Origin of the sequence: Streptomyces sp. cg40, assembly GCF_050320165.1 — a bacterium.
In the GTDB taxonomy this organism is placed as follows: domain Bacteria; phylum Actinomycetota; class Actinomycetes; order Streptomycetales; family Streptomycetaceae; genus Streptomyces; species Streptomyces hokutonensis.
In genome coordinates this window covers 4,723,088-4,745,854 of sequence record NZ_CP190128.1, presented here as the reverse complement: position 1 = coordinate 4,745,854, position 22,767 = coordinate 4,723,088, and the positions used below count along the sequence as shown (strand labels likewise).

Here is a 22,767-nt window from a genome sequence, read left to right as displayed (position 1 = left end):
GGCGTCAGAGTATGGGCGACCGGCGGAGGACGGAAGGGGAGCGACGTGAGCGAGGACACCCGGAGCGACGTGTACGCCGAACTGGCCGCCGTAGGACCGTACGGAGTCCGGCCGGGACACGCGCTGATCACCATGGTCGAACCGCAGCCCGGGCACGAGTACGCGTACAACCGCTGGTACGAGGACGACCACTACTACGCCGGCGCGATGGCCATGCCCTGGATGTACGCGGGCCGCCGCTGGGTCGCCACCCGGGACCTCCAACTCCTGCGGTACCCCGAGAAGTCGGCGATCGCCCAGCCCGTCACCGCGGGCTGCTACCTCTCCACGTACTGGGTCACCGAGGGCCGCTACGACGACCACATGAAGTGGACCGTCGGCATCAACAAACGGCTCAATCGGGACGGGCGGGTCTACCAGGACCGTACGCACGTCTTCACGGCGTTCCAGGACCACGAGGCGACCGTCTACCGCGACGGCGCGGCCGGACCGAGGGACTTCCACGCCCTCGACCACCCTTATGCCGGGCTGGTGTTGGAGGTCGTCGACAGTGAATCGGCGGCGCAGCGGGCCGAGTTGCTGGAGTGGCTGCGCTCCCGGCACCTCCCGAAGCGGCTCGCGGGCTCCCCGGCCGCGATGGTGACCGTGTTCCGCCCCACCCCGCTGCCGGGCGACCGCATGACCTACGTCAAGCAGGTCGAGGGGGTCGATACGCGGCTGACGTTGTTGTGGTTCCTGGAGGCGGATCCGCGGGACTGCTGGGAGCAGTACTTCACGGGGCTGGACACGGCCGTGGCCGAATCTGGCCTGGGGACAGTGGAGTTGGTGGCGCCGTTCATCCCCACCGTCCCCGGCACGGACAAGTACGTGGACCGGCTGCGCTGACTACTTCAGTTCGTCGGGGCAGGGCGTGCCTCGGGGCAGCTGGTACGGCGCCGCGAGCCGGTACGTCCCCGCCTTCGGCGCGAGCAGCATGGTCCACTTGTCGCCCTTGGAGTCCTCCTCGGTCTCCATCAGGCAGCCGTTGGGGTTGTCGTACGTCTTCGGGGTGCCCTCGGCGCGGTGCTTGGACGCGTCGGTCTCCTGCGGCGGCTTGAGGCTCTTGCCCTTCGCGTCGACGACGCTCAGCCACGGCGAGTACGGGATCCGGATCAGGATCCGGCCCTTCTTCTTCACCTCGATGGTCAGTTCGCCCTGCTCGGCCCGGTCGACGACCGCGTTCGGCTCGGCGAGCGGTGTCGGGTCGGTGACCTGGAACAGCTGCCAGTTCGTGTCGCCCCAGACCTGCTTCAGATACGGCATCCCGCGCTGGACCAGGTCCCGTTCGCGCTCGCCGCCGTCGCCGTCCAGCTTGTCCTTCGGCAGGACGACGTAGTGGACGGCCCAGCGCTGGAGCCACTCGTGGTAGTTCGCCGAGTTGAGGGTGTCGTCGTAGAAGAGGGGGTTGCGCTCCATGTCGGCCTGGCGGTTCCAGCCGCGGGCCAGGTTGACGTACGGCGCGAGTGCGGAGGCCTCGATGTGGGAGGCGGCCGGGACGACCTCGACCCGGCCGCGTTCGGCGCCGACCTCCTGGAGTTCGTTGACCAGAGGCGCGAGTTCGTGCGACCAGGACGCGGCGGGGGCGGTGTTGACGACGTCGTCGACCGACTTGAAACCGATCCAGCCGGTGAAGCCGACGAAGGCCAGCACGATCGCGTACCACTTGCGCGAGCGCGGCACCGCGAACGGCAGCGCGGAGATCAGGGCCACACCGGCGAACAGCATCGCCAGCCGGCTTATGTTCGAGCCGATCTGCGAACTGACCAGCCAGACCAGGATGACGCCGATGCTGTACACGGCCGCCGTGATCCGTACGGTCGTCCACTCGCGCGGCACCAGGAAGTAGACGAGGATCCCGGACGCCAGCGGCAGGATCATCGAGCCGAACAGCATCGGCTGGGTGCCGGAGAACGGGAACAGCCACGCCGATACGGCCACCACGGCCGCGGGCGCGAGCCCGAGCGCCCATGCGCCGGGCCGCCGTTTCTGCAGGAACAGGGCTACGGCGACCAGGCCCACGAACAGGCCGGCCACCGGTGAGGACATCGTCGCGAGCGCGGCCAGCGGGGCCGCGCACAGGGCCTTCGCCCAGCGTTTGTAGCGCCAGCGGTAGGGCCAGCAGAAGACGACGGCCACCGCGCCGAGCCCGAACACCATGCCCAGGCCGTACGTCACCCGGCCCGACGCCGCGTTGCACAGCAGCGCGAAGACACCCGCGAGCGAGGCCCACAGCGGGTTCTTCACCGAGCGGCTGCGGATCAGGATCAGGGTGAGCAGGCCCGCCGAGATCGTCCCGGCGATCATCATCGTCGTACGGACACCGAGGACCGACATCAGATACGGCGAGACGACGCTGTACGACACCGGGTGCATGCCGCCGTACCAGGCGAGGTTGTACGCCGAGTCCGGGTGGCGGCCGACGAACTCCGCCCAGGCGTCCTGCGCCGCGAGGTCCCCGCCACTGTTCGCGAACGTGAAGAACCAGACGATGTGCAGGACCCCGGAGAGCAGCGTGAAGCCGATCACCGGGTGGCGGAGGAAGGGGGCGCGGAGGCGGTCGACCAGGTCTGCCCAGCGGGTGTCCCGGGTGTCCCGGGTGCTTCCGCTAGGTGTCGCGTCGTTGTCCGTGTGGTGGTCCGTGTGGTGCGCGGGCAGGTGTATTCGCGGGCCGGCTACCGGGCCCGGATCGGCATCGTCGGCGCGTGTCGGCTCCGCTGTGGCCACCTGAAGGCACTCCCCGTGTCCCGTCTTCTGTTCCCGGCCGGGTCCCGTCCCGTTCCCGGCCTGTTCGACGCCGCGTCCGCCCGACCGGCGACGTGCCCCGATTCGCGACGCTAGCACGCACCCCGCCGACTGGCTCCCGTGCGGGTGACCGGCCAGCGGGGTGCGGTGGCGTACAACGCCTCGTGGGTCAGCCGAGACGCTTCAGCTTCGCGGTCAGGGCCGGTTCCGCGAGATCCTTCTGCAGGGCGACCGGCACCTTGACCGCGCCGCCCGAACCGTCGCCCACGGTGAGCGTGCCCACCTTGGTGCCGGCCTTCGCGATGTGCGGTACGGCGTCGGAGGCGAAGGACAGCTTCACCTTGAGCCCGGCCCACCCGACCGCCGAGACGTCCTTGGTGACGACGACGGGGGTGTGACCGCCGAGCTGGTCGTCCACGTACCCGACGACGTCGCCCTTCTTCAGGATCTTCGCCGACTTCATCGCGTCCTGGGCCGCGAGCATCGCCGTCTTGCTGACCGCGTTGACGGTGTCGATGATCGGCGCGGTGTGCTGGCCGAGGATCGCGCCGACGACGACGGCCGTCTCGCCGCCGACCTCCTTGGTGGCGGCGAAGAGCAGGTTGCCGCCGGCCGCGGTGGTGGTGCCGGTCTTGATGCCCAGCGAGTTGTTGTACGGCACCAGGCGGTTGTAGTTGGTCCACTTGTGACCCGACGGGTCGATCCAGCTCGGCAGCTTGGTGATGTCCATCAGCGCCTGGATCTTGACCAGTTGATTGCCCAGCTTCACCTGGTCCTCGGCGGTGGAGACGGTCGTCTCCTTGAGCCCGGACGCGTCGGTGTACGTCGTGTTCGTCATCCCGAGCGACTTCGCGGTGTCGTTCATCTTCTTGATGAACGCCGCCTCGGAGCCCGCGTCCCAACGGGCCAGCAGGCGCGCGATGTTGTTCGCCGACGGGATCATGATCGCCGACAGCGCCTGCTTCTCGGTGAGGACGTCGCCCGCCTTGACGGTGTTGAGGGTGGACTCGCCGTCCTTGTCGTAACCACCCTCCTTCTCGGCGGTCGCGTCCACGGTGATCTTCTCGCCCTCCGCGCCCGACTTCAGCGGGTGGTCCTTGAGGACGATGTACGCCGTCATCGCCTTGGCGACCGAGCCGATGGCGACCGGCGTCTGCTTGCCGAAGCTGCCCATCGTGCCGATGCCGTTGACGTCCATCCAGCCCTGGCCCTCGCTCGGCCACGGGAGGTTCGCCCTGCTGCCGTCGAAGGTGTACGAGTCCTTGGCGGTGAGCGTGAGGGACGGCGTCGGCAGCGGCCTCAGGGCCTGCACTACTGCAAACACGATCGCCAGGAGGATGACCAGCGGGGTCCAGATCTTGACCCTGCGGATCGCCGTGCGGACCGGGGTCTGCGGCGGCGGCGGGGTGTTGGTCAGCTCGGCGAGGAGGTCCAGCGGGGGCTTCGGGGGAAGCGGCTGCTGGGTCGTGCGCTCGGGGCCGACCTGGGCGACGGGGCGGGTGGCGTCCGGGCGGGGCGCGCGAGGCGCCCGGGGTTCGTCGAGGGGCTTCAGCGCGACGAACTTGCTGGTGCGTTCGGCGGGGGCCTCGGGTGTGGCCTCCGGGACCGAGGGTGCCTTGAGCATGGTCGTCGGCTGGTCCACCGCGGGCTTGGGCGCCCGCACGGCCTTGAAAACGGCCGTGGGCTGATCGACCGCCTCGGCTACGCCGTCGTCCGCCTTCGTTTTCCCACCCGCACCACCCGTGCGGGTCGCGTTGTCGGGTGCGGGTGGAGCCTGTGGGGAGCGGGCGCCGTCGGCGGCTTTCGGTCCGGGTGTGGTGGGGGTTTTGGGGGCCCGGGGGGTGTCTTGCGGGCCGGCTGAAGCGTCTTCCGGGGCGGCTTCGGGAGTGCGGGGTGCAGTGTCCTCCGGCTCGGCTTCGGGCGCGCGGGGTGCCGCGTCACTCGGCTCGGCTTCGGGCGCGCCGGGTGTGGCGTCTGCCGGTTCGGCTGCGGAGGGGGCGGGTGCCGCGTCTTCCGGGGCGGCGTCGGCTGTGCGGGGTGCCGCGTCCTCCGGCTCGGCTTCGGGTGCGCCGGGTGTGGCGTCTTCCGGTTCGGCCGTGGAGGAGTCGGGTGCGGAGTCTTCCGGTTCGGGAGCCGTGTCCTTCGGCTCGGCCGTGGACGCGTCCGGTGAGGTGTCCTCCGGCTCGTCGTCAGACGTGTTGGGGACGGCGTCCTGCGGTTCCTCGTCCGTGTCTCCGTCGGCCTCGGGAGCCGCGTCCTCGGCCTCGTCGGCCTCCGCGGTCCCAGGAACCGCGTCCTGCGGACCGTCCTCGGCCGCGTCTCGGCCGCGGTCGGTCGCGGTCCCGGCGTCCTCGGACCCGGCATCCTGCCCGGCGTCGGCCTCCGCGGTCGCTACGGCGCTCACGGAGCCCTCCTCGGCCTCCGCAGCGCTCTCTGCGCCCTCGGGGCGCCCCTTCGCGGGGCGAGTCGCCACGAGCACGGTCTCCGCGCTCTCGGCGGACTTCGCCGCGTCCTGGGCCGTAGAAGCCTCGCTCGCGTCGTCGGCGCCCTCGGCCCCGGCGGATGCCCGGCCGTCCGAGCCGTCCGAACCCTCCGAGCCGTCTGAGTCCTCCGCACGGTTGGAACCCTCCGCACGGTCGGAACCCTCCGAACCGTCCGAGCCCTCCGAACCGTCCGAGCCCTCGGCTTCGTCCGACCCCGCCACCCAAGCCGCCACAGCCGCCCGCAGCCGGGCATCGCCCGCCGGGCCGCCCTTGGCGGAAGGGTTCTGCGCATCGGCGTCCTCGGAAGCTTCCGCGCCCTCAGCACCCTCACCCTCGGTGGCTTCGGCGTCACCGGCGTCACCGGCGGACTCGACGTCCTCGGAACCCGCGCCGCCCTCGATGACGTCGCTGCCCTCGGACGACTCCGGACCGTCGGAGCCACCGGCTTCGCCGGCGCCGGCGCCGGAACCGGCAGCCTCACGTGCCCCGCCGGCCCCGCCCGACTCGCCGGCCGCACCCGCCCCGTTGGCCTCGACGTCCTCCTCCGCCCCCGTCCGCAGCTCCCGGATCGAGAAGATCTTCGTCGCGGTGTCCACACCCCCGCGCTGGGACGACGTCGACGTGGCCTCGCGGGCCACCGCCAGGCGCGGGTCGCGTTCGGACCTCGCCTCGGGAACCGGACTCGCGCTCCCCGGCGTCGGTTCTGCCGACGACTCGCGCTGCTTCGACCTGTCGGGGGACTCGCCCGCCACCGATGCCTCCTCCATGAGCCGCACGCCCACCGTGCGTCAACCGAACCAACCGACCGAGATAGCCGGAACAGCCACAAAAACAGCTGAAAACAGCCGGTAAATCTCCTGCCCGCAGTCCGGACAACGCATCAAACACCGTTGTCCGAACGATGTACCAGTGTCCTGTGTGCGGGCTTAACCCCTGCGGTAGACGAGAACGACATACCTACCGGTTCCACTACGAAGCGGTCACGCACCCTCGACAGACCAATGTGAGAGGGGTCACCCTGTCATTCATCCACGCGGGGAGGCATGGATGGGCAGGAGCCGCAGAACACTTCCGGAGGAGCTTCTGCTGCTGGCATTGGACCCGGCCACGGGTACCACTGCGCAGCCGCAGTCGCTCGACCTCGGTCTGGCCGGAGCACAGCTAGTGGAGCTGGCGCTGGCCGGACGGATAGCCCCAGACGGGGATCGTATCGCCGTGGTAGTCCCACGGCCGACTGGAGATCCAACTTTGGACTGCGCGTTGGAGTTGCTGCGAAGGCGTGGCGCTCCCGTGCGTGCAGTGAACTGGATTGGCGGGCCCCGACTGGGACTTCGCCAGACCTACCTCTCGCATCTGGAGCGGTGCGGCATGGTGCATGCCGTGGCGGGACAGATGTGCGGGGTGTTGCCCACGACTCGCTATCAGGCGACGGACAACGAGATCAGCCGTGAGATCAGGGCGCGACTCGATTCCGCGATCCGCACCGGCGTACCGCCGGACCCGCGGACTGCCGCGCTCGCCGCACTGGCGCACGCGGTGGGTCTGGGCAAGCACCTGTATCCGGGGAACGAGGGACGTTCGTCCCGCTCCCGGCTGCGGGACCTGATCAGGCACGACCCCATGGGCGGACTCGTGGCGCACGCCGTGATGGACGTCCAGAACGGTGTGGCCGCACAGCCGCGCCGCAGCCCGGCCCCGGCCGGCCGTCAGGCCGCGCCCGGATCAAGGCCACCGGAACCGGCTCGTGGTGTTCCGATGCAGCCGCACCGCGGCACCATGGCGCGCGCCGTGGCTCACTGAGCCGCAGTTCCACGGCACACGCAGGCACCGCGGAGCAGCACCGCACGACCGGTACCACCGCAGTACCCGCACCACACGCACTACCGCCGCACCGCCAGTCCCCAAGACCCGGTTCGGGAGCCGCTGGTCCGAGCGGGGTGGAGTAGACGTAACGTCACTCCACCCCGCTCGGCCGCATCTACGGACACCGTGGACGACCGGAACCTGGCTCGTACCTGCCGCATATCCACCGTTTCCCAGCGGTAGAAACCACCTTGGTGGCAGTCTGCTCAACAGCAGATACGCAAAGTGGCAAGCAGTGAGCAGCAAGTAGCGGCAAGTAGCAGTAAGCAGAGCAGTGGCAAGCAGAGGTATGCAGCCGGAGGTGCACGTTCCCGTGGCGTCAAGTGTCAATCCCACCGTCAGGCGACGCCGGTTGGGCCAGGAGTTGCGTCGGCTCCGAGAGCTCAAGGGCATGACGGCCGAAGAGGTCGCCGAGCGGCTGCTGGTGTCGCAGTCGAAGATCAGCCGGCTGGAGAACGGCCGGCGCAGCATCAGCCAGCGTGACGTCCGCGATCTGTGCGGGGTCTACGAGGTCGAGGACGTCCGGATCGTCGACTCGCTGATGCAGATGGCCAAGGACTCGCGCCAGCAGGGCTGGTGGCACTCCTTCGGCGACATCCCGTACAGCGTCTACATCGGCCTGGAGACGGACGCGGCGTCACTGCGGGCCTACGAACCCCAGATCATCCCGGGCCTGTTGCAGACCCGGCCCTACGCCGAGGCGCTGATTCGGGGGGCGTTGCCCGAGACCTCGCCGGGCGACATCCAGAAGCGCGTCGAGGTGCGGCTGCGCCGGCAGGAACGTGTCTCCGCCGCGGAGTCCCCGCTGCGCCTGTGGACGGTGCTGGACGAGGCCGCGCTGCGCCGGGTCGTCGGGGGCCGCCAGGTCATGCGCGAGCAGTTGGAGAACCTCGCCGAGATGTCCCAACTCCCGCACGTCACCGTGCAGGTGCTGCCCTACGAGGTGGGCGCGCACCCCGGCCTCAACGGGCAGTACGCGATCCTGGAGTTCCCCGACGCGGCGGACTCCAGCGTCGTGTACATCGAGGGCGTCACCAGCGACCTGTACCTGGAGAAGGCGGCCGACGTGCAGAAGTACAGCGTCATGTACGAGCATCTGCGCGCCCAGGCCCTGAACGTGGACCAGTCGCACCAGTTCATCGCGGACATCGCGAAGGAGTACGCCCGCTGAGTGGCCTGTCCGGCGGAAGGGGCCGCACTGTACACCTTCCGCCAGCCAGGATGGAAGCACCAGGGGAATATGCCACCCGGTCGAGTGAATGGCCGCTTCGCCTACCGATGTTGGCGAGTAGCGTCGATCACGCCATCGAGCAACAGGCGTTGGCGCAAACCGTGTTGTCCGTCCGGAGTGTTCGTGGCCGGACCGGGTGCGCGGTGACAGCGACTCATCAACTGGCGTAACCGGAGCAAAAATGGCAATTCAGCAAGGCGCCAACGACAACTGGATCAAGTCCTCGTACTCGGCCGGGAACGGCGCGTGTGTCGAGGTCAAGTCCCCAGCTCTCGCGGCGTTGGCCGTACGGGACTCCAAGACCCTCGACGGCCCCACGCTGGCGTTCCCCGTCGACGCGTGGACCGCCTTCGTGGCCGAGGTCGGCAGGGGGGCTGTCGGCCTCGCGTGACGGATGACCACTCCAATTTCATAGATTCACCGAAAGAGCCCTCTCGACTGGCCCGCCGTCCCGGCCGAGGGGGCTCGGCCATGCCCACCCCACGCGCCCGACCGGCCCGTTCCACGGCTACGACGCCGACCTGGCCGGTTCTACGGCTGCTCAGCTCGTGCCACGGCCAACAAGCCCCGTTCCTGAGGTTGTTGGACTACCGCCGCGCCTACCGGGCCGGATCGCCTTCCACCGGAAACGCCACGTCGCACACCGCGTCCTCCGGCCCCGCCGCCGACCACTCCGCGAAGTACACCTCGCGGCACGGGCCGGCGTACCGGAGCCCCTCCGCGGCCACCCACCGCTCCACCGCCTCGAACGCGGCCAGGATCTGTGGATGTGCCACCTGGGCCTTGGTGATGCGGGTGTACGCCAGCCGCCGGGGCGGTTCCACCCGGACCGCGGTCTGCCGGGCCCGGTTCTGCCGCGCGGCCCACGCCCGCGCCGCCGCCTCGTCCGCGACCGGTACGCAGGACTCGGCCGGGCCGTCGCTCTCCGTCGACACCTCGGCGTGGTAGACGACGAACGGCGAGCCGCTCACGCCGCCGCACTCCTCGGCCGCCGCCTCCAGGCGCCCGAGCGAGGCCCCGATCCAGGCGGGCAACTCGTCCGCGAGGGTGTGCCGGGTCTCGGTGATCAGCACCTGCTGCGGCACCTCGACCGTCTCGACCACGAACTTTCCGTACATCTCGGAGCTCCTCCCCGAAAGGCGTGCACGGAGGTACTCGGCGAGCGTGCGCTGCCCGGCGATCCGGGTCTCCACGTCCGTCCAGTACGCGGCGAGGAGTTCGGCCGCGTCCGCCCCGTCCGCCTCGACCAGCGCGGCGACTTGGGCGAGCGGCATGTCCAACTGTCGTAGCAGCGCCACGAGTCGGGCCCGCTCGACCTGGCCGGCGCGGTAGTAGCGGTAGCCGCTGGCCGCGTCGACCCGGTCGGGGGTCAGCAGCCCGAGGCGGTCGTACAGCCGCAGCGCCTTGGCCGAAAGCCGCGCCCTGGCCGCGAACGCCCCGATGGTCAGCAGTTCGTCGTCCACCTCAGCCATCCTCCGTCACCGGGCGGTTTCTGTCCGCCCGGCGACAAGGACGCTCAGCCCTGCCCCAGGGGCAAGGTCAACACCTGCTCAGGCGAGGGAACCCTCCACCGCCGCCACGATCTCCGCCGACTCCGGCTCGGTCTGCGGGGAGAAGCGGGCGACGACCGTGCCGTCGCGGCCGATGAGGAACTTCTCGAAGTTCCAGCGGATGTCGCCGGTGTGGCCCTCCGCGTCCGCGAAGCCGACGAGCCGGTCGTACAGCTCGTGCCGGCCGTCGCCGTTGACCTCGACCTTCTCGGTCAGCGGGAAGGTCACGCCGTAGGTCGCCGAGCAGAACTCGGCGATCTCCTCGGCGCTGCCGGGCTCCTGCCCGAGGAACTGGTTGCAGGGCACGCCGAGCACGGTGAAGCCCTGTGCCGCGTACCGCTCCTGGAGCCGCTCAAGGCCCGTGTACTGGGGGGTCAGCCCGCACTTGGAGGCCACGTTCACCACGAGGACGGCCTGGCCGGCGTACTGGGAAAGGTCTGCCGAGCCGCCCTTGAGCGACCCGATCTCGACGGCGAGGGGACCCGTGTTCTCTGTAGTCGTCATAACCGGATGCTAACTCCGGTAAATGTCGTTCTCGCGAGCGGCCCATGCCCCTCCGCGTCCACAGGCGGTCTACAGCCCCGCAGCCTCCACCACGACCTCCCCCGCCGCCGTCCGCGAATACAGCACCGAGCGCCCCGCCCGCCGCCGCTCCACCAGCCCCGAGTCCAGCAGCACCTTCAGATGCCGGCCCACCGAGCCGAGCCCCTGCCCGGTCACGGCGGTCAGCTGGCTGGTGCTCATCGGCGCGGAGAGCAGCACCAGCACCCCGGCCCGCGCGGTCCCCAGCAGTGCGCCGAGGGCCGCGGGCACCGGCCGCCCTCCGCGGTCGGCGAGCGCCCCCGCGCAGGGGTAGACGATCGCGTACCGGTCCGGCTCCTCCCACGACACCCATCCCCCGCTCGCCCCGCTCGCCGTCACCGGCACGAAGACCAGCTCCGCGCCGGAGATCTCGCGCGGCGGATACTCGTGCAGATTGACCTGGAGCCGGTTCTCCCCGAGCCACCGCGTCCGCCCGGGCCGCAGCGCGTCCACCACGGCCGCCCAGCCGCCCTGGCTCACCTGCGCGGTGCGCGCGACCACATCGGCCTCCAGAACGCGCCGGCGCCGCTCCCAGGACGGCCGTACGGTCTCCTCCCAGACGTACTCCAGCAGCCGGGCCGCCCGCTCGGGCAGATCGTCGCGCTCCAGGGCGGCGGGGAGCGGCCCGGGGAGGGAGACCGTGAGGTCGGCCCGCGCGGTGGCGGGAGGTGTCGTACGCACGCGGGCGACGGCCGCCTCGAAGGGTTCGCGGTCCCTGGGCGTGGGGGAGAGGAAGTCGGCGATCCAGGACCGTCCGATGCCTGCCCGCATCAGCAGGGCGGTGACCGGGTCGGCCGCCAACACCCTTCGGTAGCCAGGCAGTTGGTTCCGCAGCCACGCCTGCTCGCCGGGGTGCGCGGCCACCCCGACGTGCAGCAGTTTCAGCGCGGCGAAGGTCTCGGCGAACGGCGACAGCACGAACCGGCTCCCGGCGAGGGTGTCCGCGTTGAGCTGCCACCACCCCATCCGCGCCCCCTGTCGTTTCGCGTCCGCGCGAAAGAATACGACCCGCCCGCGCACCCCCGCAGACTCCCCGCATGCGCAGCTACCGCGAGCTCTTCCGCACCCCGGAGTACACGCCGTTCTTCCTGTCCTACGCCGTCCAGAACGCGGCCCAGACGATCAGCGGGCTGGCGCTCGCCACGCTGGTGTACCGCGCGACCAGCTCGCCGCTGCTGTCGGCAGTGAGCATGTTCGGGCCGCAGCTCGCCCAGATGCTCGGCGCGACCTTCTTCCTCTCCGGCTCCGACCGGCTGCCGCCGCGCGCCACCCTGGCCGGCATCAACACCGCCTTCGCCGTCTGTACGGCCGTGCTGGCGCTGCCCGGCCTGCCGATCGGCGCGGCCTTCGGCGTCGTCTTCGCGCAGGGCCTGATCGCCTCGCTGGGCGGGGGAGTGAGCGGGGGCCTGCTGAACGAGATCCTGCCCAAGAACGGTTTCCTGCTGGGGCGTTCGGTCTTCAACATGGCCACCGGCCTGATGCAGGTCACCGGCTTCGCGACGGGCGGCGCCCTGCTGGCCCTGCTCTCCCCGCGCCGCTGTCTGCTCCTCGCCGCGGCCCTCTACGCCGCCACGGCCCTCGTCACCCGCCTCGGCCTGACCGCCCGCCCGCCCCGCGCCGCGGGCCGCCCGTCCGTCGCCGCGACCTGGCGCACCAACGCCCTCCTGTGGTCCTCCCGCCCCCGCCGCCTCACCTACCTCGGCCTGTGGGTCCCCAACGGCCTGGTGGTCGGCTGCGAATCGCTCTACGTCCCCTACGACCCCGGGTCCGCGGGCACGCTGTTCGCGAGCGCGGCGCTGGGCATGTTCGTGGGCGACCTGGCCCTGGGCCGCTTCGTACCGGCCGCCCTGCGCGCCCGCCTCGACGTCCCGCTGCGCCTGCTGCTGGCGGCGCCGTACCTGTTCTTCGCGCTGCGGCCGGGCATGCCGTGGGCGGCGATCGCCGTGTGCGTGGCCTCGGTCGGCTACGGCGCGAGCCTGGTCCTCCAGGAGCGCCTGATGGAGCTCACCCCCGACGAACTCGCGGGCCACACCCTCGGGTTGCGCTCAGCGGGCCTGCTCACCATGCAGGGCGTCGGCGCGGCCCTCGCGGGCACGGCGGCCCAACTGACCTCTCCCGCAACGGCGATGACCCTGATGGCGACCGCATCGGCGGCGGTGACAGGGGTGTTGGCGGCAAGCGCCCGACGGGACCGGCCGGTGACCGCTGCCGCCGGCGTGTCCTGATCGACACCGGCCGGGCGATCCGTACGATCCGTGCTTTTTCCGTGACCACAGGCATCCTTGACGGCGTCCGTACTGTTTCGCGACGTTTGAGACCTGCCGAACTGTTCGTGTCTCGTCGTACCGTGGAAGGAGTAGGCAGGGCGCGGACGACGCGTCGTGGGGGAAATGTGGGGGGACGGTCGCCCATGCGATCCATGCGATCCAACGGCAACGCGGACATCACGATCCACAGACCGGAGGAGCTCGGCACCTCGCTCCGCCAGGCCTGGCACAAGGCGATGGACGAGTCGCCGGACTACGCGAACCCTTTCCTGGCACCGGAGTTCGCGGACGGCGTCGGCCGTCACCGCGGCGGTGCGCAGGTGGCGGTGCTGCACGAGGGCGGGGAGCCGGTCGGCTTCTTCCCGTACGAGCGCAACCCCGTCGGCGTCGGCCGGGCCATCGGCCTCGGCCTCTCCGACTGCCAGGCCCTGGTGCACCGGCCCGGTGTCACCTGGGACGTCCAGCAACTCCTGCGCGCCTGCGGCCTGTCGGTCTTCGAGTTCGACCATCTGGTCGAGGAACAGCAGCCGTTCGGCCGCCATGTCACCGGCACCTTCGCCTCCCCGGTCATCGACCTCAAGGACGGCGACGGCGAGGTCCCCTACGCCGAGTGGCTGCGCGGCGCGTACCCCGGCATCGCCAAGACGACGCTGAAGAAGGAACGCCGGCTCGGCCGCGACCTCGGCGAGATGCGCTTCGTCTACGACGACCGCAACCCCGAGGTCCTGCACACGCTGATGCGGTGGAAGTCCGCCCAGTACCGCAGGACCGGCCGCATGGACCGCTTCGCCCGCCCGTGGATCGTAGACCTCGTGGACCACCTGTTCCGGGTCCGCGAGGAGCACTTCACCGGCATCCTGTCGGTCCTCTACGCCGGGGAGCGCCCGGTCGCGGCCCACTTCGGGCCGACGTCCCGCACGCTGTTCGCGGCCTGGTTCACGGCGTACGACCCCGAACTCCGGTACTACTCCCCGGGGTTGATCATGCACCTCAGGATGGCGGAGGAGGCGGGCCGGCACGGCGTGCGGCTCATGGACCTGGGGCGCGGCGACAAGGAGTGGAAGGACTGGCTCAAGACCCGCGAACTGCGCGTGGGGGAAGGTTTCGCCACCCGCCCCCACCCGGTGGCCACGGCCCACCGCCTGTGGCGCCGTCCGGTCCGCGGCCTGCGCAACACGGTCCTGGCCCACCAGTCCCTGCGCGACCCGGCCGACCGCCTCCTGAAGACGGTGGGCGCGCTGCGCACATCGGGCCGGGCGGCGCTCAAGAAGTGACGACGCGGCACCACCGCCTCCGAAAGGGGCCCTGGACCATAGAGACGTCCGGGGCCTCTTTTTTTCATGCTCCTCGTCCGCCCCGTCACCCGTACGACAGGCGGCCGTGGTAGACAACGCCGATGATGGTCGGGGCAGTTGACGGACACCCGGCCCGCGGGCGACCGCGCGACAACAGGAAGGGGCAACCCGTGCTTCTGAAGACCTTCCGCTGGTCGTTCGCGGTCACCGCGCTCGGCCTGGCCCTGGGAGTCTGGTACGGCGGCTGGACGGCGTTCGGCGTCATCGCGATCCTGGCCGTCCTGGAGATCTCGCTGTCCTTCGACAACGCGGTGGTCAACGCCGGGATCCTGAAGAAGATGTCCGCCTTCTGGCAGAAGATCTTCCTCACGGTGGGCGTCCTGATCGCGGTGTTCGGCATGCGCCTGGCGTTCCCGGTCGTGATCGTCGCCGTCACGGCGAAGAAGAACCCGATCGACGCGGTCAACCTGGCCCTGACCGACAAGGACCGCTACGAACAGCTGGTCACCGACGCCCACCCGGCGATCGCGGCCTTCGGCGGCATGTTCCTCCTGATGATCTTCCTGGACTTCGTCTTCGAGGACCGGGACATCAAGTGGCTGGGCTGGCTGGAACGCCCCCTCGCCAGGCTCGGCAAGGTCGACATGCTCTCGGTCTGCCTCGCCCTGATCGTCCTGCTGATCACGTCGTCCACCTTCGCGGTCCACGCCCACCAGCACGGCGGCGCCCACGCGGACAAGGCCCAGACGGTCCTCGTCTCCGGCATCGCGGGCCTGATCACGTACATGATCGTCGGCGGCCTCTCGGGCTTCTTCGAGGACCGCCTGGAGGCGGAGGAGGAACGCGAGCGGGAGAGCGACCGCTCGGCGGTGGTCCTCGCCGGCCAGGCCGCGTTCTTCATGTTCCTCTACCTCGAGGTCCTGGACGCGTCCTTCTCCTTCGACGGCGTGATCGGCGCGTTCGCCATCACCAACGACATCGTCCTCATGGCGCTGGGCCTGGGCATCGGAGCGATGTACGTCCGCTCGCTGACGGTCTACCTGGTCCGCCAGGGCACGCTGGACGACTACGTCTACCTGGAGCACGGCGCCCACTACGCGATCGGCGCCCTGGCCGTGATCCTCATGGTCACCATCCAGTACCAGATCAACGAGGTCATCACCGGCCTGGTCGGCGTCCTGCTGATCGGCTGGTCCTTCTGGTCCTCGGTCCGCCGCAACAACGCGCTCGCGGGGGCCGAGGAGACGGCGCCGACTGAGGACGCGGATGCGGCGAGGGTGCCGTAACCGCACCACGGCAGCCCATCCACGCACCGGGGCAAGGGTGTTGCAAGAGGAGTGCAAGGAAACCGCCGTAGGCACAGGGAACCCTCCCGCCGTCCGTTGTACCCAACGACGAGCGATGGGGGATCGCGTGTCCGTCAGAACGACGAAACAAGCACTGATCGAGCAGGGGCACTGGCTGACCGTGCGGGACTGCAAGAGGGTCCTCGTGGTCGTGCACACAGTGACCTTCGCCCAACGGCTGCGTGAGGTCTTCGAACTGCTGGAGACCGACCTGCGCATCCAGCTGGTCTTCACCGCCCCGCCCCATGCCTTCGGCAACGGGGTCACCGAGTTCCTGCGGAGCCTGGGCATCACCACCGTGCCCTGGGAGGAAGCGCGGCGGGCCGAGTTCGACCTCGCGCTCGTAGCGGGCTTCCGCGGAGTGCACGAACTGCGCGCCCCGGTCGTACGCATCTCGCACGGGGCAGGACAGATCAAACTGCTCACCGACGTCTCCGCGCTCGCACCGGGAGAGCCGAGACCGCCCGGAATGCTCAGCCGCCGGCACCTGCTGCACGCGGGGCGGCTGGTCCCGGCGGCGATCGTCTACTCCCACGACCGGGCCCTGGAGGAGCTCGCGGGGTCCTGCCCGGAGGCGCTTCCGGTGGCCCACGTGGTGGGCGATCCGTGCGTCGACCGGATCATGGCGGGCCGCGGCGGACGCGAGTCCGGGCGCGACCGCGGACAGCAGGGCGATCGGAGAGTGCGGGGAGATCTCCCGCCGGGATCCGGCGGTCAGCAGCATCGTCGCGTCCGTGAGCGTGCCGTACGCGGTCAGCGAGCCGTGGTCGCCGACGATCCAGTCGGCGGCGATGAGCGGAGCCGGGACCGGCCTCGACGTTCGGGCGGCTCGACTCCCTGCTGCCGCAACTGCTGGGCCAACTGCCGGGCGACGGCTACCGCGTGGCGATGCTGGTCCACCCCAACGTGTTCGCGGGTCACGGCAACCGCCGCGCGCTGGGCATCGGGGACGGACAGCGGCTCGTGGTCGTCATGTATCCGCTGGCGGAGCAACTGGAGTACGCGGCACAGCTGTACCGACCCGGACAGTACGACCAGGTCGCCGCCTCGCTGTCGTCGGCGCCGGGTCAGTTCCACCGGCGGATGCGGTCCGTCGTCTACCGCCTGCTCGGACTGGGCGAACCCGCCCGTCCGCCCTTCGTCGCGCCGCCTCCGTCCCCGCCGGCACTGACGACCTGGGAGATCTCCGCGGACAGCGCGGCGACACTGTGAGCGACCGGCCCGCGGGCCCGGAGCCGGACGCCGGGTGGGTCAGTGTGTGCTTCCGGGCGGCATGGATCGACGGGGTGTCCCGTGGTGACGGCCCGGAGGTCCGGTCGTTCCTCGTCGCCCGGTGCCCGGACTCGGCGCGCGGCCCGGCACTCGTACGCACCCACCCGCTGTCGTCGGCCGCGAGGTGGCACGCCCGTCCGCCGGGCTGCTCGCACGCGCCCGGCCCGTTTCCCTGCGATGTGCACTTGTGGGTGGACGCGGACAGCCCGCGGCGGACGGCGCTCAGGGAGCACGCCGATGTGCTTGTGAGCCGCCTGCCGCTGCCCCCGCTGCCGGCCAGGCACAGGGTGCGCGCACTGCTCGCGGACCACCCGGGATGCCTCGCCGCCGCCGTGACCGACACGGCCACCAGGTGTGTCGTCGGGGTACGGGAACGGACCGGCGCCGTGTGGTTCGTACGGCCGGGGCCGGGCGGGGCGGACACCTCGCTGTGGTCTACTCCACCGCTTCCCAGCTGACCATGTAGCAAACGGTCCCGGACGATGAGTCCGCGGCCGAACCACGTGCCGGCCTGGAGGAGACCTCCGGGCCGGCGCTCTGCTCACTCCGCGACGGGGCACCGGCCGTAGACCTGACTCGCCACCTGGTGGACCGCTGGATCAGATCTGGCCGAGGTCGATCTCCACCGGGAAAGGGGCCGCCACCTTCAGGATGCCCATGAACACGTCTCCGTCCCGGTAGGTCTTCGTCGCGGGGTCGAGAACGTAGGTGTACACAAGGGGAACGCCTGTCGCGGCCTGTTCGATCCGCCAGTAGAAGCCGATTCCGGCCTTGGCGTACTGATCGACCTTCACGATCCGGTCGGTGGTCTCCGAGCCCGGCGACACCACCTCCGCGACCAGCAGCACGTGCTCAGGGCGGGTGGGGGTGATGTCGATCGTGTCGGCGCGGTACACGACGACGTCCGGGCGGCGATTGGTGAGCGGGACGTCCTGAAGCCGGACGTCGAAGTCGGTGTCGGCGTTCCACTCCGAGCCCGAGGCGGCATCCAGGGCGTTCGCCAGAATCCGCGCCAGCCGGTTGTGCCGCTTGGACGCACTGGGACTCACGACGACCATCCCGTCCACGATCTCGATCCCGGCGCACTGCTCCTCGGACCAGGACTCGTACTCCGCCGCCGTGATCTGCTCATGCATCCACGCCGGGGCCGTCATCTCGGCCGTCATGAAGCACCTCCCGGACGCTGTGCCGCGGGCCCGATCCCGCTGCGTTCAGCGTACTGTCTGCCGTCCGTCGGCAGGCTTGTCCCGCGCGCACCCATCGGCCGTCGTCCGGTCAGCAAGCAGGCCCTCCGTCCAAATGAACGGAGGGCCTGCCGACTGTCTGACCTGGTGCACAAGCTGTGCCCCCGGCAGGATTCGAACCTGCGACACCCGCTTTAGGAGAGCGGTGCTCTATCCCCTGAGCTACGAAGGCGGGGTGGCCGCGTAGCCGGCGTACGGCTGTGCCACCGGCGTCAGTGTAGCGCGTGGCGCATGGGTGGCCGGCGGGTCATTTCGGTTGGTCGGCGGGTGGCGTTCTCACGAGTGGGTGATCGCCCCGTGGGTGAAAGTGGGGGACGTTCCCGGGTTGGCCCAGGAGGCGGTCAGTTCGCTGGAGGGGAAGAACTGGGGGAAGCGGGGGTCGGTCTGGGAGGGGTCGACCAGGGTTTTCTCGATGATCAGTGAGTTGTACTGGTCGGCCGTCGTCTCGATGGTGTTGGCGTTGAGGACGACTTCCTGGCCCCAGGTGCGGGCCCAGCGGGCGAGGCCCGGCATCTTCGAGTGCTCGGGAGCCAGGCACTCCGCGGCGATGACGTTCTCGCTGCTGGCCCAGATGCCGGTGGAGGTGTTGAGGACGATGGTCTGGTTGCCGAGGACGTGGCCGGGGGTTTCGATCACTGCGACGCCGGGGCCGAGGAGCAGGGAGCCGTCCACGGGGAGGAACGCGTCCGGGCGCACGTCCCGGTAGGTCTCCGGCTGGTACCAGGGCTGCTGGAGGGGGTGCAGCTGGGACATGGCCAGCAGCTCGTGGCGTTGTACGACGACCTTGGCGTTGGGGAAGGCGGGGCGTACGGGCCCGCCCAGGTCCGGCTGGGGGCGCACGGTGCCCACCCAGCGGCGCAGGTCCTGGGTGTGGAGGTGGTCGAAGAGGAGGTAGTCCACCTCCTCCGGTTTGATGCCCAGGCGGGCCAAGTGGCCCAGGACCGTGCCGTGTTGGGTGGTGAGGAGGGACTGGAGCGGTTTGGGGGTGCGGCGGATCAGCGCGGCGAAGTACGGCGTGTTCTGGCCCAGTTCGTGGTCGCTGGGCTCGAACAGCAGGACCCGTTTGCGGCCGTCGCTCTCCGTCCAGCGCACCACCAGCATGCGGTTGGTGATCGACAGGAACGGGGCGATCGCCCGACTGGCCCTGAACAGACCGAACTTGGTCGGGTACGGCAGCGTGATCAGGTCGCAGGTCGTCACGCTGTCCGGGGTGCCGGTCGCGGCGAACTCGGTGCGGAAGACCTTGGCCCGGTCGCGGGCCCACGCGAGTTGGGCGCCGTAGCCGCCGGGCACCTCGGCCAGGCCGTCGAAGGCGGTGACGCGGGTGCCCAGGGTGGGCAGGTCGAGGACGTCGGAGTCCTGCCAGGCGAGCTTCATCGATCCTCCTGGACGATGTGGGCAAGTGTTTCGAGGGTTAGTAGGGGGCCTTCTCGCCCTCGGTCGTCACGCCGAAGGCGTTCAGGAAGTTGCAGACCAGTTGGTAGAAGCCGACCGTCAGGACCAGGTCGGAGAGCTGCCCGGCGGTGAGGAACGAGAGGGCCTCGGCGCGGTCGGACTCCGTGAGCGTGTGCTGCTCCAGCAACCGGTCGGTCAGGGAGAGGACCGCCGTCTGCTCCGCCGTAAGACCCTCGGCCGAACCGGTTCCCGCGGCGGCGATGCCGGCCTCGTCCAGTCCCAGGAGCCGGCCGATGTTCTCGTGGTGGTGGATCTCGTACGGCGCCCGGTAGGTGTGTCCGACCCGGAGGATCGCGAGTTCGCGCAGCGGGTGGGGCAGGGCGCCCTGGAAGATCGCGTCGGCCATCTGGAGGAAGGCGGGGGCGAGAGCGGGGGAGTGGAACACCATGCGGTAGATGTTCACGGCCGACCGCTCGGCGGCGATCTTCCGTAGGTCGTCCGGGAGTTCGGTGAGATCGGGGTAGTCCACAGTCGTCTCCTTCGTGCGTACGGCGGGGTCAGCCGACCTTGTTGATGGGGTTGGTGCCGTCCCACGTGGCCGCCATCTCCCGCAGCGCGGCGAAGAGTTCGCCCTTGGCGCCGCCGATGTCGGAGATCTCGATGACAGTGCCGGGGTGCGTCTCGGTGTCGAGGTAGGCGAAGCGGCCGCCCTGGATCGCGCCCTCCTGGGCGACGGTGTAACCGAGGGACAGGGCACGGTCGTAGAGCTCCTGGTAGTCCCTCGTCCAGTAGGCGACGTGCTGCGCGCCCTCGTGTCCGGCGTCCAGGAAGTCCTTGTAGAGGGACGGCTCGTCGTTGAGCGGCTGGATCAACTCGATCTGTACGTCACCGGAGTTGGCGATCGCGGCGGCCATCCGCATGCCGGAGTCGGCGCCCCGGTACCTGAACCAGTCCGTCTGCACGGGGTCCTGGTAGAACCAGGGGCCGACGCCCTGGGCCACCCAGAACTCCATCGCGGCGTGCAGGTCACGGACGACGTAACCGATCTGTGCGATCTGCCCGAATGTGCGGCTCATGCGACGACCTCCAGAACGATCTTTCCTACGGCAGTGTTGGAACGCATGTGGTCCGCCGCCGACTTGGCGTCGTCGAACGCGAACACGCGGTCCACGACGGCTCGTACCAGGCCCTCCTCCACCGCGGGTATGACATCGACGGCCAACGCGGCGCAGGCGTCGGCGAGTTCGTCGGGTGTGCGCACGCTGAAGGTCGTACCGATCACGCGGAGGCGGCGGAACGACAGCTGGTTGAGGTCGATCGTGGACTCGGGTCCGGCCAGCCGTCCGACGTTGACGACGGTGCCGCCGATACGCGTGGCCAGGAAGGTGTCGGCGAAGAGCTGTCCGCCCACGTGGTCGAGGGTGAGGTCCGCCCCGGCGCCGCCGGTGACGGCGGCCACGGCCTCGGCGAGGTTCTCGGACGCCGTGTTGACGACGACGTCCGCGCCGACGGACTTCAGGGCGTCCGCCTTGCTGCCGGAGGTGGTGGTCGCGATGACCTGGGACGCGCCGAGGGCCTTGGCCAGCTGGACGCCGATCAGACCGACCGAGGAGGTCGCGCCGGCCACGAGGACGCTCTGCCCCAGGCCGAACCCGCCCTGGGCGAGGGCGTCGTGCTCGGTCGCCAGCGCCACGGGGAGGGCGGCGGCGTCGGTCCACGACAGCGAGTCCGGCACCGGGAGCACATGCCGGTGGTCGACCAGGGCGTAGTCGGCGAAGGCCCCCAGGGTCACGCCCATGACCCGGTCGCCGACCGCCCGGCGGCCCACGCCGTCGCCGATCGCGTCGACCTCGCCGGCGAATTCGAGACCGGCGGTGAACAGGTCGCTCGTCTTGGCGCGGGGGTTGTAGGTGCCCTGGAGCATGTACAGGTCCGCCCGGTTGACGGCGGCGGCCCGCACGCGGACGCGGAGCTGTCCCGGGCCCGGTGTCGGTATGTCGACGTCCCGGACGTCCCACTCGGGTCCGGCGCCTCCCATGAGTGCCCGCATGGTGCTGGTCATCAGTGGTTCTCCGTTGCGGCAGTTGCGACAGTTGCGACGTTTACGGCGCGGAAAGGATTCTGAAAAACTTACGGTGTATGTACGCCGTCCATTCAAGCTAGACTTACGCAATAAGTCATGTCAAGAGTGGGAAGGGTGGCTGATGAAAGTCCGAGGCAACGGCCGGGGCAGGCGGCTCGGCCTGACGCGGGACAAGGTCATCGAGGCCGCGGTCGCGGCCATCGACCGGGACGGCCCGGACTCCTTCTCCCTGCGGAAACTCGCCGGTGAGCTGGGCGTCGAGGCGATGTCGCTCTACAACCACGTACCGAACAAGGACGCCCTGCTGGACGGTGTCGCGGAGGTGCTGCTGGGCGGGGTCGACCTGTCCGGCGCCGAGGAGGGCACCTGGCAGGAGCGGGCGCGGGCGCATGCCGCCGCCTTCCGGGCCGCGGCCCTGCGGCACCCCAAGGCGTTCACTCTGGTCCTCACCCGGCCCACGCAGTCACCGGCGGCCATGGAGAACGTCCGGTGCGCCCTGGCCGGCTTCCCCGAACTCGGGCTCCCGCCCCAGGAACTCGTGCACGTGGTGCGGAGCTTCGCCGGGTTCATCGTCGGCATGATCATGCGGGAACTGGGCTCGGCCATCACCGTGGGCACCGTCGAGCAGAACCAGGTCCAGCGGCGGGTCGACGAGATGGCCGCCGTAGGCGATCCGCTCCTGTCCGCCGCCGCCCCCTACCTCGCGGTGAGCGACCACCAGGCCGAGTTCGAGCATGGCATCGAACTGCTCATCGCCGGTCTCGCGGTGCGGGTGGGAGTGCCCTACGACGGGGGACCGGGCAGGGCCCGCTCGTGAACCCGCCCGCAGGGGGCAGAAGGCGGCAGCAGCGCGGCTTGCGCCGTGCCGAGCAGCTCCTGGACGCGGCGGAGGAACTCGTCGCGCTCTGTGGTGTGGAAGCCGTCGGCATGAACGCCGTCGCCCGGCATGCGGGCGTGTCCCCGGGCACCCTCTACCAGTACTTCCCGCACAAGCGGGCCCTCGTGGACGGGCTGTCGCAGCGGTTCGCGGAACGGCTGGCGGAGGCCGGGCCCACCCTGGACGGAGTGCTCCGTTCGGTGCTGGTCCTGGCGGAGAGCCGTCCGGCCCTGCTGCCCCTGCTGTGCGGGACCGGACCGGCCGGGGAGCCGAACGCGCTCTTCGAGTGCCTCGCGACCCGCCTGAGCCTTGCCCCGGACGAGGGTGAGCTGGCGACCCGCTTCCTCGTCCAGGGTGTCGCGGCGGCCCTCCGCCGTGACGATCCGGTGGCGCGGGACGCCGTACTCGCGCGGACGCGGGCGGCGATTCTGGGCGCCTGCCCGGTTGCGGGCCGCGGTGACACCTCGTAGCGCTTGAAACTTATGAGATAAGTTGATA

General features: G+C 70.3%; 21 protein-coding genes and 1 tRNA gene. 11 read left to right on the top strand and 11 right to left on the bottom strand.

The features are described from left to right. The first annotated feature begins 45 nt into the window (after positions 1–45). Positions 46–885, top strand: coding sequence for a hypothetical protein (locus ACQHII_RS20890; RefSeq protein WP_427920725.1), 840 nt, complete (start codon positions 46–48; stop codon positions 883–885). Here ACQHII_RS20890 and ACQHII_RS20885 read toward each other — a convergent pair whose 3' ends face one another. Further along, a complete protein-coding gene (locus tag ACQHII_RS20885; RefSeq protein ID WP_427920724.1) occupies positions 886–2,763 on the bottom strand; it encodes an MFS transporter in 1,878 nt (625 codons plus the stop codon). A 187-nt stretch (positions 2,764–2,950) separates the two neighbouring features. After that, complete coding sequence (locus ACQHII_RS20880) at positions 2,951–6,031, bottom strand: D-alanyl-D-alanine carboxypeptidase (RefSeq protein ID WP_427920723.1); 3,081 nt, start codon at positions 6,029–6,031, stop codon at positions 2,951–2,953. Between the two features lie 280 nt (positions 6,032–6,311). Here ACQHII_RS20880 and ACQHII_RS20875 point away from each other — a divergent pair, with 280 nt between their 5' ends. The 3 genes from ACQHII_RS20875 (at position 6,312) to ACQHII_RS20865 (ending at position 8,749) form a co-directional block, all read left to right on the top strand. Further along, positions 6,312–7,064 carry a GOLPH3/VPS74 family protein gene (locus ACQHII_RS20875; protein ID WP_026179532.1) on the top strand — a complete coding sequence of 251 codons (753 nt, stop codon included), beginning with the start codon at positions 6,312–6,314 and terminating at the stop codon, positions 7,062–7,064. A gap of 376 nt (positions 7,065–7,440) precedes the next feature. After that, positions 7,441–8,298: a helix-turn-helix domain-containing protein gene (locus ACQHII_RS20870; protein WP_427920722.1), complete on the top strand. Its 858-nt coding sequence runs from the start codon at positions 7,441–7,443 to the stop codon at positions 8,296–8,298. 241 nt (positions 8,299–8,539) lie between these two features. Then, positions 8,540–8,749, top strand: coding sequence for a DUF397 domain-containing protein (locus tag ACQHII_RS20865; RefSeq protein ID WP_427920721.1), 210 nt, complete (start codon positions 8,540–8,542; stop codon positions 8,747–8,749). Positions 8,750–8,957: 208 nt separating this feature from the next. On the opposite strand, the gene ACQHII_RS20860 is transcribed toward ACQHII_RS20865, so the two are convergent. The 3 genes from ACQHII_RS20860 to ACQHII_RS20850 all read right to left on the bottom strand — a co-directional run bounded on the left by ACQHII_RS20860 (position 8,958) and on the right by ACQHII_RS20850 (position 11,456). Beyond that, positions 8,958–9,830 (bottom strand): MerR family transcriptional regulator, encoded by an 873-nt coding sequence (locus ACQHII_RS20860; RefSeq protein ID WP_427920720.1) that lies wholly within the window; start codon positions 9,828–9,830, stop codon positions 8,958–8,960. 78 nt (positions 9,831–9,908) lie between these two features. Then, positions 9,909–10,412, bottom strand: a complete 504-nt coding sequence (locus ACQHII_RS20855) for a glutathione peroxidase (RefSeq protein WP_234469711.1) — start codon at positions 10,410–10,412, stop codon at positions 9,909–9,911. Between the two features lie 69 nt (positions 10,413–10,481). Continuing rightward, entirely contained in the window at positions 10,482–11,456 is a 975-nt protein-coding gene (locus ACQHII_RS20850; RefSeq protein ID WP_427920719.1) for an ArsR/SmtB family transcription factor, read from the bottom strand. Positions 11,457–11,527: 71 nt separating this feature from the next. On the opposite strand from ACQHII_RS20850, the gene ACQHII_RS20845 reads away from it, so the two are divergent. The 5 genes from ACQHII_RS20845 (at position 11,528) to ACQHII_RS20825 (ending at position 17,128) form a co-directional block, all read left to right on the top strand. Next, positions 11,528–12,715 carry an MFS transporter gene (locus ACQHII_RS20845; RefSeq protein WP_427920718.1) on the top strand — a complete coding sequence of 396 codons (1,188 nt, stop codon included), beginning with the start codon at positions 11,528–11,530 and terminating at the stop codon, positions 12,713–12,715. 194 nt (positions 12,716–12,909) lie between these two features. After that, complete coding sequence (locus ACQHII_RS20840; protein WP_427925375.1) at positions 12,910–14,031, top strand: GNAT family N-acetyltransferase; 1,122 nt, start codon at positions 12,910–12,912, stop codon at positions 14,029–14,031. 191 nt (positions 14,032–14,222) lie between these two features. Beyond that, on the top strand, positions 14,223–15,338 hold the full coding sequence (locus tag ACQHII_RS20835) for a DUF475 domain-containing protein (protein ID WP_427920717.1): 1,116 nt from the start codon (positions 14,223–14,225) through the stop codon (positions 15,336–15,338). A 948-nt stretch (positions 15,339–16,286) separates the two neighbouring features. After that, positions 16,287–16,610 carry a hypothetical protein gene (locus ACQHII_RS20830; RefSeq protein ID WP_427920716.1) on the top strand — a complete coding sequence of 108 codons (324 nt, stop codon included), beginning with the start codon at positions 16,287–16,289 and terminating at the stop codon, positions 16,608–16,610. A 74-nt stretch (positions 16,611–16,684) separates the two neighbouring features. Further along, positions 16,685–17,128, top strand: coding sequence for a hypothetical protein (locus tag ACQHII_RS20825; RefSeq protein ID WP_427920715.1), 444 nt, complete (start codon positions 16,685–16,687; stop codon positions 17,126–17,128). 141 nt (positions 17,129–17,269) lie between these two features. Here the strand turns inward: ACQHII_RS20825 and ACQHII_RS20820 are convergent, their stop codons facing one another. The 6 genes from ACQHII_RS20820 to ACQHII_RS20795 all read right to left on the bottom strand — a co-directional run bounded on the left by ACQHII_RS20820 (position 17,270) and on the right by ACQHII_RS20795 (position 21,371). After that, positions 17,270–17,836: a Uma2 family endonuclease gene (locus tag ACQHII_RS20820; RefSeq protein WP_427920714.1), complete on the bottom strand. Its 567-nt coding sequence runs from the start codon at positions 17,834–17,836 to the stop codon at positions 17,270–17,272. A gap of 177 nt (positions 17,837–18,013) precedes the next feature. After that, positions 18,014–18,086 (bottom strand) — tRNA-Arg (locus tag ACQHII_RS20815). A gap of 104 nt (positions 18,087–18,190) precedes the next feature. Continuing rightward, the gene (locus tag ACQHII_RS20810; RefSeq protein ID WP_427920713.1) at positions 18,191–19,291 is read right to left on the bottom strand and encodes a hypothetical protein; all 1,101 of its coding nucleotides are present in this window, start codon (positions 19,289–19,291) and stop codon (positions 18,191–18,193) included. Positions 19,292–19,328: 37 nt separating this feature from the next. Then, the gene (locus tag ACQHII_RS20805) at positions 19,329–19,838 is read right to left on the bottom strand and encodes a carboxymuconolactone decarboxylase family protein (RefSeq protein ID WP_427920712.1); all 510 of its coding nucleotides are present in this window, start codon (positions 19,836–19,838) and stop codon (positions 19,329–19,331) included. A 28-nt stretch (positions 19,839–19,866) separates the two neighbouring features. Next, positions 19,867–20,385, bottom strand: coding sequence for a VOC family protein (locus tag ACQHII_RS20800; protein ID WP_427920711.1), 519 nt, complete (start codon positions 20,383–20,385; stop codon positions 19,867–19,869). Further along, the gene (locus ACQHII_RS20795; protein ID WP_427920710.1) at positions 20,382–21,371 is read right to left on the bottom strand and encodes a zinc-binding dehydrogenase; all 990 of its coding nucleotides are present in this window, start codon (positions 21,369–21,371) and stop codon (positions 20,382–20,384) included. The genes ACQHII_RS20800 and ACQHII_RS20795 overlap by 4 nt, the downstream gene beginning before the upstream one ends. A 142-nt stretch (positions 21,372–21,513) precedes the next feature. On the opposite strand from ACQHII_RS20795, the gene ACQHII_RS20790 reads away from it, so the two are divergent. Together ACQHII_RS20790 and ACQHII_RS20785 are read left to right on the top strand one after the other, a co-directional pair. After that, entirely contained in the window at positions 21,514–22,209 is a 696-nt protein-coding gene (locus ACQHII_RS20790) for a TetR/AcrR family transcriptional regulator C-terminal domain-containing protein (RefSeq protein ID WP_427920709.1), read from the top strand. Between the two features lie 38 nt (positions 22,210–22,247). Next, positions 22,248–22,739 carry a TetR/AcrR family transcriptional regulator gene (locus ACQHII_RS20785; RefSeq protein ID WP_427920708.1) on the top strand — a complete coding sequence of 164 codons (492 nt, stop codon included), beginning with the start codon at positions 22,248–22,250 and terminating at the stop codon, positions 22,737–22,739. The last annotated feature ends 28 nt before the right edge of the window (positions 22,740–22,767 follow it).

Coding starts and splice junctions, on each gene's coding strand:
- ACQHII_RS20840 (WP_427925375.1), top strand. CDS start 12,910: ATGCGATCCAACGGCAACGCGGACATCACGATCCACAGACCGGAGGAG.
- ACQHII_RS20860 (WP_427920720.1), bottom strand. CDS start 9,830: ATGGCTGAGGTGGACGACGAACTGCTGACCATCGGGGCGTTCGCGGCC.
- ACQHII_RS20865 (WP_427920721.1), top strand. CDS start 8,540: ATGGCAATTCAGCAAGGCGCCAACGACAACTGGATCAAGTCCTCGTAC.
- ACQHII_RS20795 (WP_427920710.1), bottom strand. CDS start 21,371: ATGACCAGCACCATGCGGGCACTCATGGGAGGCGCCGGACCCGAGTGG.
- ACQHII_RS20800 (WP_427920711.1), bottom strand. CDS start 20,385: ATGAGCCGCACATTCGGGCAGATCGCACAGATCGGTTACGTCGTCCGT.
- ACQHII_RS20810 (WP_427920713.1), bottom strand. CDS start 19,291: ATGAAGCTCGCCTGGCAGGACTCCGACGTCCTCGACCTGCCCACCCTG.
- ACQHII_RS20845 (WP_427920718.1), top strand. CDS start 11,528: ATGCGCAGCTACCGCGAGCTCTTCCGCACCCCGGAGTACACGCCGTTC.
- ACQHII_RS20790 (WP_427920709.1), top strand. CDS start 21,514: ATGAAAGTCCGAGGCAACGGCCGGGGCAGGCGGCTCGGCCTGACGCGG.
- ACQHII_RS20830 (WP_427920716.1), top strand. CDS start 16,287: ATGCTGGTCCACCCCAACGTGTTCGCGGGTCACGGCAACCGCCGCGCG.
- ACQHII_RS20850 (WP_427920719.1), bottom strand. CDS start 11,456: ATGGGGTGGTGGCAGCTCAACGCGGACACCCTCGCCGGGAGCCGGTTC.
- ACQHII_RS20880 (WP_427920723.1), bottom strand. CDS start 6,031: ATGGAGGAGGCATCGGTGGCGGGCGAGTCCCCCGACAGGTCGAAGCAG.
- ACQHII_RS20820 (WP_427920714.1), bottom strand. CDS start 17,836: ATGACGGCCGAGATGACGGCCCCGGCGTGGATGCATGAGCAGATCACG.
- ACQHII_RS20875 (WP_026179532.1), top strand. CDS start 6,312: ATGGGCAGGAGCCGCAGAACACTTCCGGAGGAGCTTCTGCTGCTGGCA.
- ACQHII_RS20855 (WP_234469711.1), bottom strand. CDS start 10,412: ATGACGACTACAGAGAACACGGGTCCCCTCGCCGTCGAGATCGGGTCG.